14 protein-coding genes are annotated in these 13767 nt (G+C 72.3%); 7 read left to right on the plus strand and 7 right to left on the minus strand.

Translation table 11 applies throughout. The features are described 5' to 3' along the window. Nucleotides 1-97: 97 nt before the first annotated feature. The 4 genes from AC07AW_RS23970 to AC07AW_RS23985 all read left to right on the plus strand — a co-directional run bounded on the left by AC07AW_RS23970 (nt 98) and on the right by AC07AW_RS23985 (nt 4154). Nucleotides 98-1156, plus strand: coding sequence for an ABC-2 transporter permease (locus tag AC07AW_RS23970; RefSeq protein WP_478817493.1), 1059 nt, complete (start codon nt 98-100; stop codon nt 1154-1156). A 104-nt stretch (nt 1157-1260) separates the two neighbouring features. Continuing rightward, the gene (locus AC07AW_RS23975) at nt 1261-2721 is read left to right on the plus strand and encodes a DUF2252 domain-containing protein (protein ID WP_478817494.1); all 1461 of its coding nucleotides are present in this window, start codon (nt 1261-1263) and stop codon (nt 2719-2721) included. 124 nt (nt 2722-2845) lie between these two features. Next, nucleotides 2846-3754 carry a hypothetical protein gene (locus AC07AW_RS23980; protein WP_478817495.1) on the plus strand — a complete coding sequence of 303 codons (909 nt, stop codon included), beginning with the start codon at nt 2846-2848 and terminating at the stop codon, nt 3752-3754. Nucleotides 3755-3809: 55 nt separating this feature from the next. Beyond that, nucleotides 3810-4154, plus strand: a complete 345-nt coding sequence (locus tag AC07AW_RS23985; RefSeq protein WP_478817496.1) for a rhodanese-like domain-containing protein — start codon at nt 3810-3812, stop codon at nt 4152-4154. 15 nt (nt 4155-4169) lie between these two features. Here the strand turns inward: AC07AW_RS23985 and AC07AW_RS23990 are convergent, their stop codons facing one another. The 6 genes from AC07AW_RS23990 to paaA all read right to left on the minus strand — a co-directional run bounded on the left by AC07AW_RS23990 (nt 4170) and on the right by paaA (nt 9068). Then, nucleotides 4170-5303: an acyl-CoA dehydrogenase family protein gene (locus tag AC07AW_RS23990; RefSeq protein WP_478817497.1), complete on the minus strand. Its 1134-nt coding sequence runs from the start codon at nt 5301-5303 to the stop codon at nt 4170-4172. Nucleotides 5304-5462: 159 nt separating this feature from the next. Continuing rightward, the gene (locus tag AC07AW_RS23995) at nt 5463-6551 is read right to left on the minus strand and encodes a 2Fe-2S iron-sulfur cluster-binding protein (RefSeq protein WP_478817498.1); all 1089 of its coding nucleotides are present in this window, start codon (nt 6549-6551) and stop codon (nt 5463-5465) included. Continuing rightward, nucleotides 6552-7049 carry a 1,2-phenylacetyl-CoA epoxidase subunit PaaD gene (gene paaD, locus AC07AW_RS24000; RefSeq protein ID WP_478817499.1) on the minus strand — a complete coding sequence of 166 codons (498 nt, stop codon included), beginning with the start codon at nt 7047-7049 and terminating at the stop codon, nt 6552-6554. Then, a complete protein-coding gene (gene paaC / locus AC07AW_RS24005; RefSeq protein ID WP_478817500.1) occupies nt 7043-7771 on the minus strand; it encodes a 1,2-phenylacetyl-CoA epoxidase subunit PaaC in 729 nt (242 codons plus the stop codon). The genes paaD and paaC overlap by 7 nt, the downstream gene beginning before the upstream one ends. After that, complete coding sequence (paaB, locus tag AC07AW_RS24010; RefSeq protein WP_030692422.1) at nt 7768-8055, minus strand: 1,2-phenylacetyl-CoA epoxidase subunit PaaB; 288 nt, start codon at nt 8053-8055, stop codon at nt 7768-7770. The genes paaC and paaB overlap by 4 nt, the downstream gene beginning before the upstream one ends. Then, on the minus strand, nt 8052-9068 hold the full coding sequence (gene paaA / locus AC07AW_RS24015; protein WP_478817501.1) for a 1,2-phenylacetyl-CoA epoxidase subunit PaaA: 1017 nt from the start codon (nt 9066-9068) through the stop codon (nt 8052-8054). The genes paaB and paaA overlap by 4 nt, the downstream gene beginning before the upstream one ends. Before the next feature lie 112 nt (nt 9069-9180). Between paaA and AC07AW_RS24020 the strand changes: the two genes are divergently transcribed. Genes AC07AW_RS24020 through AC07AW_RS24030 form a run of 3 tightly spaced genes read left to right on the plus strand, consistent with a single transcriptional unit; the run spans nt 9181 to nt 11947 of the window. After that, nucleotides 9181-10026: a DUF5819 family protein gene (locus tag AC07AW_RS24020; RefSeq protein WP_478817502.1), complete on the plus strand. Its 846-nt coding sequence runs from the start codon at nt 9181-9183 to the stop codon at nt 10024-10026. After that, complete coding sequence (locus AC07AW_RS24025; RefSeq protein WP_478817503.1) at nt 10023-11288, plus strand: HTTM domain-containing protein; 1266 nt, start codon at nt 10023-10025, stop codon at nt 11286-11288. The genes AC07AW_RS24020 and AC07AW_RS24025 overlap by 4 nt, the downstream gene beginning before the upstream one ends. Beyond that, a complete protein-coding gene (locus AC07AW_RS24030) occupies nt 11285-11947 on the plus strand; it encodes a TrmH family RNA methyltransferase (RefSeq protein WP_478817504.1) in 663 nt (220 codons plus the stop codon). The genes AC07AW_RS24025 and AC07AW_RS24030 overlap by 4 nt, the downstream gene beginning before the upstream one ends. 64 nt (nt 11948-12011) lie before the next feature. On the opposite strand, the gene paaN is transcribed toward AC07AW_RS24030, so the two are convergent. Then, nucleotides 12012-13709, minus strand: a complete 1698-nt coding sequence (paaN, locus tag AC07AW_RS24035; RefSeq protein ID WP_478817505.1) for a phenylacetic acid degradation protein PaaN — start codon at nt 13707-13709, stop codon at nt 12012-12014. Between the last annotated feature and the right edge of the window lie 58 nt (nt 13710-13767).

Consider the following 13767-nt stretch of genomic DNA (forward strand, 5'->3'; position numbering starts at 1 on the left):
GCTCCCTGCTGTCGTTCGGGGTGGCCCGGACGCCGGTCGAACCCCTACGGGCTTTCGGTTGTATAGTACAACGGTTCTTTAGTTGTAAAAGCCAACCATGGAGGTCTCGGTGTCCGCAGGACCGAACACCGGCGGTGCGTTGCGGCATGTCCTCGGACATCTGCTCACCCCCCTGTTGATGTGCGTCGGCATGGGGCTCGCCTACCTCGGCGCCTTCCACGCGCCCGAACCCCACGACCTGCGCGTCGACGTCGTCGGCTCCGGCCCCGCCACACAGGTCCTCGCGCAGACCCTCCAGAACAAGGGCGCCGCCGCCCTCGACGTCCGTACCGTCGCCGACCGGGACACGGCCGTCTCCGCCCTGCGCGAGCAGCGCAGCTTCGGCGCCTACCTCCCCGGCGAGAAGCCCGAGCTGCTCGTCGCCTCGGGCTCCTCCGACACCAGCGCCATGGCGGTCGAGAAGGTCTTCACCAAGGTCGCCGCCGCCCAGGACGCGCCGCTCGAGGTCACCGACATCGCCCCCACCGCCTCCGGCGACCCCACGGGCCAGGGCGTCTTCTTCCTGCTCGTCGCCCTCAGCATCGGCGCCTACGCCTCGGTCGCCGTCATCGGCGGAGCCGGAGCCGTCCTGCCCATGCGGATCAGGGCCCTCCTCGCCGCCGGCATGTCGCTCGTCGTCAGCCTCATCGGAACCCTCTTCGCCGGGCCGGTCTTCCACCTCGTCGACCAGGGCCTCGGCGGCGTATGGGCGCTGTCCTGGCTGTACGCGGCGGGCATCCTCGCCGTCGGCGTCGGCCTGCACACCTTCCTGCGCCGCTGGACCACGCTCGGCGTGATGGTGCTCTTCGTCATGCTCAACTTCACGAGCTCCGGCGGCATCTACCGGCCCGAGCTCCAGCCCGGCTTCTTCGGCGCGCTGCACGCCTTCTGGAACGGCGCGGGCTTCGTCGAGGGCGTCCGCGGCCACGTCTACTTCGACGGCCACGGACTCGGCCGCAACGTCCTCGTCCTCGCCCTCTGGCTCCTCGCCGGTGCCGTGCTCGTCGTCGCGGCGGGGACCACGGAAGCCCGTCGGAGAAGGGCGAACAGTCCCCTCGCCCAGGCGCCGACCCCCGCCGAGATCGAGGAGGAAGTGGAGGAGGCCGTCGCGGTCTGAGCGTTGTCCACAGGGCGTTGTCCACAGGGGGAGACGGTCGATCGGGAAGGGCGGTACGGTCTGGGCCGGATGATGTTGGACATCGCATCGGGGGAGGGCGTCCCATGGACGAGATCCGGGCCGTCGTGCCAGGACAGCGCGGTACGGACGGAGCACAGGACGGGGCGCGCGTCCCGCACGTGCCGGGGTTCGCGCGCCGCGCCGCCCCCGATGCCGGGGTCTCCCCCAAGGACCGCGGCAGGCAGCTGCGCGAGCGGGTGCCCCGTTCCTCGCACGACCGGCCGGCCCTCGCCGCCGACCGCCCGGACGCCGTGCGCGCCGTCGAGGAATCGAGCCGCGGCCGGGTCCCCGAGCTCGCGCCGATACGGGTCGGCAGGATGGCGGCGAGCCCCTTCGCCTTCCTGCGCGGCTCCGCCGGGCTGATGGCCCAGGACCTCGTCGGGACGCCCGTCACCGGGATCGCCGCCCAGATATGCGGCGACGCGCACGCCGCCAACTTCGGCCTCTACGGTGACGCCCGCGGCCGGCTCGTCATGGACCTCAACGACTTCGACGAGACCGTCGTCGGCCCCTGGGAATGGGACCTCAAGCGGCTCGCCACCTCACTCGTCCTCGCCGGCCGGGAGGTGGGAGCCGACGAGGACGTGTGCCGGGCCGCCGCCTTCGACACCGTCGGCGCGTACCGGCGGACCATGCGCCTGCTCGCCCGACTGCCCGCACTCGACGCCTGGAACGCGATCGCCGACGAGGAACTCGTCTCGCACACCGACGCCCGCGACCTCCTCGGCACCCTGGAGCGGGTCTCCGCCAAGGCCCGCAACAACACGAGCGCCCGGTTCGCCGCCCGGTCGACCGAGGCCGTGACGGACGCCGAGGGCGGCGGCCGCAGGTTCGTGGCCGCTCCCCCGGTGCTGCGCAGGGTCCCGGACGCCGAAGCGGCCGAGGTCGCCGCATCCCTCGGCGCGTACCTGGAGACCGTGTCCGAGGACAGACTGCCGCTCCTCGCCCGGTACGCCGTCCACGACGTGGCGTTCCGGGTGGTCGGCACCGGGAGCGTCGGCACCCGCTCCTATGTGGTCCTGCTGCTCGACCACCGGGGCGAGCCGCTGGTGCTCCAGGTGAAGGAGGCCCGGCCGTCGGCCCTGCTGCCCCACCTGCCGGCCGCCGGCTTCACCGTGCCGGACGCCGGTCACGAGGGGCGGCGCGTGGTGCTCGGACAGAAGCGGATGCAGGTCGTCAGCGACATCCTGCTCGGCTGGACCACGGTCGACGGGCGTCCGTTCCAGGTGCGGCAGTTCCGCAACCGCAAGGGCAGCGTCGATCCCGCCGCCCTCACCGCGGACCAGCTCGACGACTACGGGCGGATGACCGGCGCCCTGCTCGCCCGTGCGCACGCCCACAGCGCCGATCCGCGCCTGATATCCGGCTACTGCGGCAAGAACGAGGAGCTCGACGAGGCCGTCGCCTCCTTCGCCGTCGCATACGCGGACCGCACCACGGCCGACCACGCCGACCTGCTCTCGGCCGTCCGTACGGGCCGCGTGGCGGCGGAACTGGGCGTCTGACGTCCGTCGCGGGCGGGGGAGCCAAAGGGGGAGGGGAGGGAGGGGGAGGGAGGGAGGGGGAGGGGGAGGCCCCCCGAAGGACCGTAGGCTGGGTGGGACGATGCGGAACGAGGACTTGGGCGGCGTGGACGTGAGCGTGGACCAGGGTGGGAACGAAGGACCCGGGGACGAGCGGCCCGAGGCCGGCCAGTCCGGGGACGAGCAGGCGGAGGCCCCGCAGCACGGGGATGAGCAGCCTGAGGCCCCGCAGGTCGGGGACGAGCGGCCCGAGGCCCGGTTGGAGCGGGCTGTGCGGGTGGCCGAGCAGGCGCTGATCGAGTTCGAGATCGCCGTCGAGACCTTCCGGGTCGAGGTGGAGAACTTCTCGCGGCTGCACCACCAGAAGCTCGGGCCCATGTACGCGCGGCTCGACGAGCTCGACGCGCGGATCGCCGAGGCCCGGGCGGCCCGTACCGGGGACCCCGAGGATCTGCGGCGGGCGCAGGAGGCGCGGGCCGCGGTGCTGCCGATGCCCGGGGTGGACGAGCTGTTCCACGACTGGATCGACTCCGACGGCCTGTCCCCCGAGGCCGAGGCGATGCTCACCGACCGGCCGGTGCGGCCGCCGAAGCGCGTCCGGCCCGGCGAGGAGGCCCGCAGGCTCTACCGCGAGCTGGCCCGCAAGGCCCACCCCGACCTGGCGCGCGAGGAGGACGAGCGGAAGCGGCGCGAGGAGTTCATCACGCGGGTGAACGCCGCCTACGCCCGCGGCGACGAGGCCCTGCTGCGTGAGCTCTCCGAGGAGTGGGAGGCCGGACCGGTGCCGGTCGAGGAGCGGCTCAGCGAGAGCGAGGAGCTGTACGCGCGCCTGGAGTGGCTGGCCGACCGCAAGGACATGCTGTCGGCGGTGGCGCGCGAGCTGGAGGACAGCGCGATCGGCGCGATGCTGCGGATGGCGCCCGACGACCCGGATCGGCTCCTGGAGGAGATCGCCGAGCAGCTGCTCGCCCAGGTCTCCGAGCGGGAGACCGAGCTGGCGGAGCTGGTGCAGTAGGTTTTCAGTACCGCCCGAGACCTTCGAGCGGTACCGACGAGAGAAGGCCTGTCCCATGAATTTCTCCCCGCTGCCCTCGGTGGACGCGGCTTCCGTGCCGGCCGATGCCCTGGTGCTGGACGTCAGGGAGGACGACGAGTGGGCGGCCGGTCACGTCGAGGGCGCGCTGCACGTGCCGATGAGCGACTTCGTGGCCCGCTTCGGTGAGGTGACGGAGGCCGTGGCCGAGCAGGGGCGCGCGTATGTGATGTGCCGGGTGGGCGGCCGTTCGGCGCAGGTCACGCAGTACCTGGTGCAGCAGGGCTTCGACGCGGTGAACGTCGACGGCGGGATGCTGGCGTGGGACGGTGCCGGGCGTCCGATGGTCGGGGAGAGCGGCAGCCCGGCGTTCGTCCTCTGACGCGGGTCTGAGGCTTCAGCCGAGGGGGTGGGCGGCCAGCAGGTCGCCGAGGGCCTCCTCGTGGGCCGCGGCGGCGCCGAGGGACAGTTCGAGGTGCTTGGCCCAGGCGTGGTAGCGGTGCAGCGGGTAGTCGGTGTCCGCGCCGAAGCCGCCGTGCAGGTGCTGCGCGGTCTGCACGACGCGGCGTACGCCTTCGGAGGCCCAGATCTTCGCGACGGCGATGTCCCCCGCGGCGGGGAGGGCCCCGTCCGCTCCGGTGGAGAGGCGCCAGGCGGCCTGCCAGAGGGTGGCTTCCATGGCGCGCAGGTCGATGTAGCGGTCGGCGGCCTGGACGGCGACGGCCTGGAACGTGGCCACGGGGTGCCCGAACTGTTCGCGCTTTCCGGTGTATTGGCTCGTCATCGTGAGGACGGCCTCGCCGAGACCGAGGGCGAGCGCGCAGGTGCCGGTGGTGAGGAGGTCGCGCAGCCGTTCCCAGGCGCCGTCGGCGTCGATGACGTCCGTGTCGTCGAGGCGTACGGCGTCGAGGTGCAGCTCGGCGAGGAGCTCGCCGCTGGTCGAGTACTGGGCGCTGAGGGTGAGGCCCTCGTGGGTGCGGGGCAGCAGGGCGAGGATCGTGCGGTCCTCGGTGGTGTGGGCCGGTACGGCGATGAGGTCGGCGCTCTGGGCCCAGGGGACGGCGGTCTGGAGGCCGTCGAGGATCCAGCCGGCTCCGTCGCGGCGCGCGGTGACGGCTCGGTCGGCGGGTTCGTGGCCGGTGCGTCCCTGGGAGGCGGCGGTGAGGACGAGTTCGCCGCGGGCGACCCGGGGGAGGAGTGCCGCGGCCGTACGGGGATGGGCGTACCGCTCGACGGTCAGGGCGACCGCGCTGGTCTCCAGGAGCGGGACGCGGGCCAGGACGCGGGCGGACTCGCGCAGGACGAGGCAGAGGGCGACGGGGTCGAGTCCGGCGCCGCCGTGCTCGGGGGCCAGGGTGAGGCCGAGGAGGTCGGCGGCGGCGAGGCGGGACCAGAGCGGCCGGTCGTGGTCCTCGGCCACGGCGCCCGGGGTGAGCGCGGGGCTCGGGACCGCGTCGGGCGTGACGTCCTTGAAGACCGCCTTGGCCGTCTCGACGGCCGCCTGCTGTTCTTCGGTGAAGGTGAAGTCCACGGTGCTGCCTTCCCGTTGCCCCGGAGCCTGTTCTTCTGACGGGTCGTCAAGATAGAACAGGTTCTAGGGGAAGGGAATGGTGGCGCCGCACCTCGTCGGCGCCACCGTCTCAGCAGCGGTTCTCAGTGGTTCTCAGTGGTTCTCAGCGGTTCTCGGTTCTCAGCGGTCGAAGTCCAGCTCCACGTCCGGGGTGGCCGGGTGGGACTGGCAGGCCAGGACGTATCCGGCTTCGGTCTCCTCCGGCTCCAGGGCGAAATTGCGGTCCATCCGCACCTCTCCGCCGACGACGAAGGCACGGCAGGTGCCGCACACCCCGCCCTTGCAGGCGTACGGCGCGTCCGCGCGGGCGCGGAGCACGGTGTCGAGGAGCGTCTCGCCCCGCTCCACCGGCCAGGTGCCGGAACGGCCGTGCAGGGTCGCGGTCAGCGTGGCGTGCGCCGGCGCGTCGGCCGCGGGGGCCGGGGCGGGTGCGGAGCCGTCGTCGACGTGGAAGATCTCCTGGTGGATCCGGCCGCGGTCGACGCCCAGGCCGCGCAGCGCCTTCTCGGCGCCCTGGACGAGGCCGAAGGGGCCGCACAGGAACCAGCCGTCGATCGTGTCGACGGGCAGCATCGCGGGCAGCAGCCCGGTGAGCCGGTCGTGGTCGAGACGGCCGGACGGCAGACCGGCCTGCTGCTCCTCCCGGGAGAGGACCGTGACGAGCTGGAAGCGGTCCGGGTAGCGGTCCTTGAGGTCGGCTACCTCGTCGAGGAACATCGTGGACGCGGCGGTGCGGTCGCTGCGGATCAGGCAGAACCGGGCCTCCGGCTCGCGGGCGAGCAGGGTGGCCGCCATCGACAGGACCGGGGTGATGCCGCTGCCGCCGACGACGGCGGCGAAGTGGCCGGGGCGCGGGGTGAGCGCGAAGCGGCCCATCGGCTCCATGACCTCGACGAGGTCGCCGACGGCCAGTTCCTTGAGCGCGTACGTCGAGAAGGAGCCGCCGTCGACGAGGCGGATGCCGACGCGCAGGACGGGAGGCTCGCCGGCCGGGGCGGCGGGGGCGCAGATCGAGTACGTGCGCCGGATCTCCTCCCCCTGTTCGCCGGTGCGGCGCAGGGCGAGGTGCTGGCCGGGGACGTGGCGGTACGCCTCGTGGAGTTCGGCCGGGACGGCGAAGGTGACGGCCACGGAGTCGTCCGTGAGCCGTTCGACCTCGCTCACCCTGAGGGAATGGAATCCGGCCCGTGCGGCGGCTGAGGACTCCATCTACAACTCCTTGAAGTGGTCGAACGGTTCGCGGCAGGCCGTGCAGCGGCGCAGTGCCTTGCACGCGGTGGAGGAGAAGCGGCTCAGGAGCTCGGTTTCGGCGGATCCGCAGTGCGGGCAGCGGATCGCCAGGGTGAGGGCCACGGGGCCGCCTGCGGGGCCCCGGGGGCGGGGTGGGGCGATGCCGAACTCGGTGAGCTTGCGGCGCCCTTCCTCGCTGATGTCGTCGGTGGACCAGGCCGGGGCGAGGACGGTGACGACGGTGACGTCCGGTACGCCGTGCTCGTGGAGGGCCTGCTCGATGTCGGATGCCATCGCCTCGATCGCGGGGCAGCCGGTGTAGGTGGGGGTGAGGGAGACCTCGACCCGGCCGGGGCCGAGGACCTGCACGCCCCGCATGACGCCGAGTTCCTCCAGGGTGAGGACGGGCAGCTCCGGATCGGGGACGGAGCCGGCGATGCGGCTCAGTTCCTCTTCCAGGGCCGTCATGGTCACCATGTCGCCCCCGGGTGGCTGCGGTGCAGGTGCTGCATCTCCGCGAGCATCCGCCCGAAGGGTTCGGTGTGCAGGCCCTGCCGGCCGGCGCCCGCGCTCCAGGCGCCGGTGCGGGGTCCGGAGGGGACGGTGAGGGTGGCCCGGCCGAGGACGTCGGCGACCGAGTCCAGCCAGGCGGTCTCCATGGCGGGAAGGTCCAGGTCGAGGCCGTCGACGGGCTGGAACAGTTCGCCGGTGTACCGCCAGAGGGCGTCGCAGGCCTGCTGCATCCGCCGGTGGCTCTCGGGGGTGCCGTCGCCGAGGCGGAGGGTCCAGTGCTCGGCGTGGTCCTGGTGGTAGGCGACCTCCTTGACGGCCTTGGCGGCGAGGCCGGCGAAGGGGCCGTCGCCGGTGGCCAGCTGCCCGTACAGGAGGTGCTGGTAGGTGGAGAAGTAGAGCTGCCGGGCGATGGTGTGGGCGAAGTCGCCGTTCGGCTGCTCGACCAGCTGGCTGTTCCGGAAGGAGCGCTCCTCGCGGAGGTAGGCCAGTTCGTCCTCGTCGCCGGCGAGGGAGAGCAGGACGCGGGCCTGGCCGAGGAGGTCGAGGGCGATGTTGGCCAGGGCGACCTCCTCTTCCAGGACGGGGGCGGAGCCGGCCCACTCCCCCAGGCGGTGGGAGAGGACGAGGGCATCGTCGCCGAGGGCGAGCGCCGCGGCGGCGGTCACGGTGTCGGTGGTGCCGGTCACAGGTGCTTCACCCCCTCCGGGATCTCGTAGAAGGTCGGGTGGCGGTACGGCTTGTCCGCGGCCGGCTCGAAGAAGGGGTCCTTCTCGTCGGGCGAGGAGGCGGTGATCGCCGTCGAGGGGACGACCCAGATCGACACGCCTTCGGACCTGCGGGTGTACAGGTCACGGGCGTTGCGCAGGGCCATCTCCGCGTCGGGTGCGTGGAGACTGCCCGCGTGGGTGTGGGACAGCCCGCGGCGGGAGCGCACGAACACCTCCCACAGCGGCCAACCGTCGGTCGTCATGCCTGTGCCTCCCCGTGCTTGCCGGTGTGCTTCTGCGCGTAGGCCGCCGCCGCTTCTCTGACCCAGGCGCCGTCCTCGTGGGCCTGGCGCCGCTTGCTCAGCCGCTGGTCGTTGCAGGGGCCGTTCCCCTTGAGGACGTCCCAGAACTCGGTCCAGTCGATCGGGCCGAAGTCGTAGTGCCCGCGCTCCTCGTTCCACCGGATGTCCGGGTCGGGGAGGGTGAGGCCGAGGGCCTCGGCCTGCGGGACGGCGATGTCGACGAAGCGCTGGCGCAGCTCGTCGTTGGAGTGGCGCTTGATCTTCCAGGCCATCGCCTGGGCGGTGTGCGTCGACTCGTCGTCCGGCGGGCCGAACATCATCAGCGAGGGCCACCACCAGCGGTTCACCGCGTCCTGCGCCATGGCGTGCTGGGCCTCGGTGCCGTTCGACAGGGCGAGCAGTGCCTCGTACCCCTGGCGCTGGTGGAAGGACTCCTCCTTGCAGACCCTGACCATCGCGCGGGCGTACGGGCCGTAGGAGCAGCGGCAGAGGGGCACCTGGTTGGTGATCGCGGCGCCGTCGACCAGCCAGCCGATCGCACCGACGTCGGCCCAGGTCAGCGTGGGGTAGTTGAAGATCGAGGAGTACTTCTGGCGGCCGGAGTGCAGCTTGTCGAGCAGCTCGTCGCGGCTGGTGCCGAGGGTCTCGGCCGCGCTGTACAGGTACAGGCCGTGGCCGGCCTCGTCCTGCACCTTGGCCATGAGGATCGCCTTGCGGCGCAGGGAGGGCGCCCGGGTGATCCAGTTCGCCTCGGGCTGCATGCCGATGATCTCGGAGTGGGCGTGCTGCGCGATCTGGCGGACGAGCGAGGCCCGGTAGGCCTCGGGCATCCAGTCGCGCGGCTCGATCCGCTCGTCGGCGGCGACGGCTGCGTCGAACACGGCCTCGTAGGCGGCCTGCTCCGCCGCCGCGGCCGTGTCCGACACGCCGGGCACGCCCGTGGTCCCTGCCGTCCCTGCCGTCACTGCGGTCATCAGACCCCCTACCGACCGATCGTTCGGTTGAATGACTTCAATGGTGGGTCGGCGGCCCGTATGGTGTCAACCCTGTGGATAACCGAGGTGGGCCGATCGGGATCGGGGCGGGATGGACGCGTACGTCGAAAAGGACGCGGTCGAGGTGAGTGACGGCGGGCGGAGACCCCCCGAGGACCCGCCCCTCAGCCCTCCCGAGGACCCGCCCGCAAGCCCTCCCGAGGCTCCGGGCGCCGCTGCCCGAACCCAGGACGGAAGCAAGGGGACCGGCACCACCGGCACCGGGATCATGGCCCTCTCGCTGCCGTACCAGGTCGTCGTCGCCGTCGCGCTCGCCGTCGTCGCGGTGTTCACCTGTGTGCACCTGGCGATGGTCTTCCTGCACGTGGCGCCGTCCAACACGCTGACCAAGCGGCACGGCGAGGCCGTCGACGACTGGATCTACCCCGAGTTCGAGCAGAACTGGAAGCTCTTCGCGCCCAATCCGCTCCAGACGAACATCTCGGTCGAGGTCCGCGCCGAGCTCGCCACCGCCGACGGCGGCCGCCGCACCACCGGCTGGATCGACCTCACCGCGCTGGACATCGCGGCCATCCGGCACAACCCGCTGCCCAGCCACGCGCAGCAGAACCAGCTCCGCAGGGCCGTGGACTTCTACCTCAACACGCACAACGACGACAACCGCTCCAACGGACTGCGCGGCGACCTCTCGGAGCAGTACATGCGCCGGATCGCGATGCTCAGGCTCGACGACCTCGAAGGCGCCGACGGGCGCGCCCTCGGCCCCGACGTGCGGCGCATCCAGCTCCGTACCGTCTCCCGGCCCGTCCCCTCCCCTCAGTGGAGCACCGAGAAGACGCGGTCCAACCCGTCCTACCGCGACCTCCCGTGGTGGAGGATCACCGAGACCGACCGGTCCGCCGGTGCCGTCGCGAGCCGCGCGGAGGCGGGCCGATGAGTACGTCCCACGCCACGCCCGCGCGTGCCCGCGAGCCCTTCGACCGCCGGCTCGCCCGCGGGGTGCAGGCCGTCACGGGCCGCACCCTCGCCCCGTACCAGAGCGCGATCGTACGGATCGGCTTCTCGCTGACCTGGCTGCTCTTCCTGCTGCGCGAGCTGCCGCACCGGCACCTGCTGTACGGGCCCGAAGGCCCCTGGTCCTTCGAGCTGGCGCAGCGGCTGATCGCCGACAACCGGGCCTTCACCGTGCTCCTGTGGTCGGACGGCCGGCTCTGGTTCGAGGTCGTCTACGGGCTCGCGGTGCTCTCCGCCGCACTGCTCCTGGTGGGCTGGCGGACCCGGGCCGTGTCCGTGGTCTTCATGGTCGGTGTGCTCTCGCTGCTGAACCGCTCCGTGTTCGTGGGCGACGGCGGCGACAACGTCCTCCACATCGTCTCGATCTACCTGGTCTTCACCCGCTGCGGCCGGGTGTGGTCCCTCGACGCCCGGCGGGCGGCCCGTGAGGCCCGCGCGGCCGAGGCCGGGGAGGCCCCGCGCCGCGATGTCGTCGGACCGCTGCTGTGGGTCGTGCTCGGCGGCTTCCTCCTCGCCGCGACCTGGTTCAGCGATGTCAGCGGCGAGTGGTGGGTTCCGGTGCTGCTGTGGGTGCTGTGGCTGGGGAACGGCCTGTGGTGGCTGGTCTGCCGGCTGGCGCCCGGGGAGCCGCGGACCCTGCTCGACGCCCTCGCCAACCTCGCGCACAACGCCGTCCTCGCCGTGCTCATGGTGGAGGTCTGCCTGATCTACGCCACGGCCGGCTGGTACAAGATCCAGGGCTCGCGCTGGCAGGAGGGGACGGCGCTGTTCTACCCGCTCCACCTGGACTACTTCGCGCCCTGGCCGGCTCTGTCCGAGCTGCTCGGGGCCAGCGGGATCATGGTGATGCTGCTGACCTACGGCACGGTGATCGTGCAGGTCGCCTTCCCGTTCACGCTCTTCAACCGCAAGGTCAAGAACGTCCTGCTCGTCGTGATGATGATGGAGCACGCCGGGATCGCGGTCCTTCTCGGACTGCCGGTCTTCTCGCTCGCGATGATCTCCGCGGACGCGGTGTTCCTGCCGACGGCGTTCCTGGTGTGGCTGGGCGCCCGGGTGGTGAAGGGCAGGGACCGGCTGCTGAGGCGGACCCCCGCCGAGACGCCCGAGGGGACCTCCGGCGAACCGCTGCCCGAGCAGCGCCGTACGGGTGAGGAGCACGGTCCCCGTACCCTCGTCGGGTGAGCACCACGGAAGAACAGCCCGAGCCGGTCCAGTACGACGAGGGGTTCGGCCCCGAGATCGGCGTCGGGCCCCACCCGGAGCCGTGGCCGCGGGACGAGCGGTACGACCCCGAGCTGCTCGCCGACGGCGACCGGCGCAACGTCGTGGACCGCTACCGGTACTGGACGCGCGAGGCGGTCGTCGCCGACCTGGACACCCGCCGCCACGACTTCCACGTGGCGGTGGAGAACTGGGGCCACGACTTCAACATCGGCTCGGTGGTACGGACCGCCAACGCGTTCCTGGCGAAGGAGGTCCACATCGTGGGCCGGCGCCGCTGGAACCGGCGGGGCGCCATGGTCACCGACCGCTACCAGCACGTCCGGCACCACCCGGACACCGAGTCGCTGACCTCGTGGGCGGCGGCCGAGGGCATCCCGGTCATCGGCATCGACAACCTGCCGGGCGCCGTCCCGCTGGAGCGGACCGTGCTGCCCCGCCGCTGTGTGCTGCTCTTCGGGCAGGAGGGGCCGGGCCTCACGGAGGAGGCCCGCGCCCACGTGGAGATGGTCTGCTCGATCGCCCAGTTCGGCTCGACCCGGTCGATCAACGCGGGCGCCGCGGCCGCGATCGCCATGCACGCGTGGGTGCAGCGGTACGCGGAGATCGAGGCGTCCTAGGAGCCCCCCAGGGCGTCCCAGGAGGTGTCGTGGAGGCCCCGGAGGGCCTCCACGAGCCGGTGGATCAGGCCTGGCGGCGGACCTCCACCACCCGGAAGCGGTTGGAGACGAACGCGCCGTCGCACAGCGCGGCATTCGCCGCCGGGTTGCCGCCCGAGCCGTGGAAGTCGGAGAACGCGGCCGTCTGGTTCACGTACACCCCGCCCGTCAGGTTCAGCGAGAGCTGGGCCGACTCCTCCAGGCAGACCTCCTCCACCGCGCGCTCGGTGTCCGCCGAGGTCGTGTAGGCGCCGACCGTCATGGCGCCCTTCTCGCGGACCGTGCGGCGCAGCAGCTCCAGGGCGTCGGCGGTGGAGTCCACCGAGACGGCGAAGGAGACCGGGCCGAAGCACTCCGAGAAGTACGCGGCCTGGGCGTCCGGCTTGGAGCCGTCCAGCTTCACGATGACCGGCGTGCGGACCACGGCGTCCGGGTACTCCGGGTTGACCACCTCGCGGGAGGCGAGGGCGACCTCGCCGAGCCCGGCGGCGGCCTCCAGGCGCGCCTTCACGTCCGGGTTGACCAGGGCGCCCAGCAGACCGTTCGCCCGGGCGTCGTCGCCGAGCAGGCCGCCGACCGAGGCCGCGAGGTCGGCGACGACCTCGTCGTACGACTTGGGGCCCTGGTCGGTGGTGATGCCGTCGCGGGGGATCAGCAGGTTCTGCGGGGTGGTGCACATCTGGCCGCTGTACAGGGACAGCGAGAAGGCCAGGTTGGCCAGCATGCCCTTGTAGTCGTCGGTGGAGTCGACCACGACCGTGTTGACGCCGGCCTTCTCGGTGTAGACCTGGGCCTGCCGGGCGTTGTCCTCGAGCCAGTCGCCGAAGGCGGTGGAGCCGGTGTAGTCGATGATCCGGATCTCGGGGCGGACGGCCAGGGTCTTGGCGATGCCCTCGCCGGGGCGCTCGACGGCGAGCGCGACCAGGTTCGGGTCGAAGCCGGCCTCGGCGAGCACCTCGCGGGCGACCTGCACCGTGAGCGCGAGCGGCAGCACCGCGCGCGGGTGCGGCTTGACCAGGACCGGGTTTCCGGTGGCGAGGGAGGCGAACAGGCCCGGGTAGCCGTTCCACGTGGGGAAGGTGTTGCAGCCGATGACCAGGGCGATGCCGCGGCCGACCGGGGTGAACTCCTTGCTCAGCTCCAGGGGGTCGCGCTTGCCCTGCGGCTTGGACCAGCCGGCCCGCCCCGCGGGCGTGCGGGTCTGCTCCTCGTACGCGTAGGCCACGGCCTCCAGGCCACGGTCCTGGGCGTGCGGGCCGCCGGCCTGGAACGCCATCATGAACGCCTGGCCGCTGGTGTGCATGACGGCGTGGGCGAACTCGTGGGTGCGGGCGGAGATCCGGGCGAGGATCTCCAGGCAGACCAGGGCGCGGGTCTCGGCTCCGGCGTCCCGCCAGGCGCCCATGCCCGCGCGCATCGCGGGGAGCAGCACGTCGAGGTCGGCGTGCGGGTACTCGATGCCGAGCGAGGGGCCGTACGGCGAGGTCTCGCCGCCGGTCCAGTCGTCCGTGCCGGGCTGGTCGAGGTCGAAGCGGGTGTTCAGCGCGGACTGGTGGGCCGCGAGACCCGCCGCCGCGTCGAGCGAGCCGTCGGCGCCGTACGCCTTCGGGTGCTCGGGGTACGGCGACCAGTAGGCGCGCGTGCGGATGGTGTCGAGCGCCTGGTCGAGTGTGGACCGGTGCTTCTCGGCCAGACGGTCGGTGGTCAGCTGAGCGGTGGCCATCGATGGACCAACTCCTCGTCGAGCTGGGCAGGGAGACGCGTACGGAGTTAGAGTAACC

Source organism: Streptomyces sp. NPDC044003 (genome assembly GCF_056435185.1).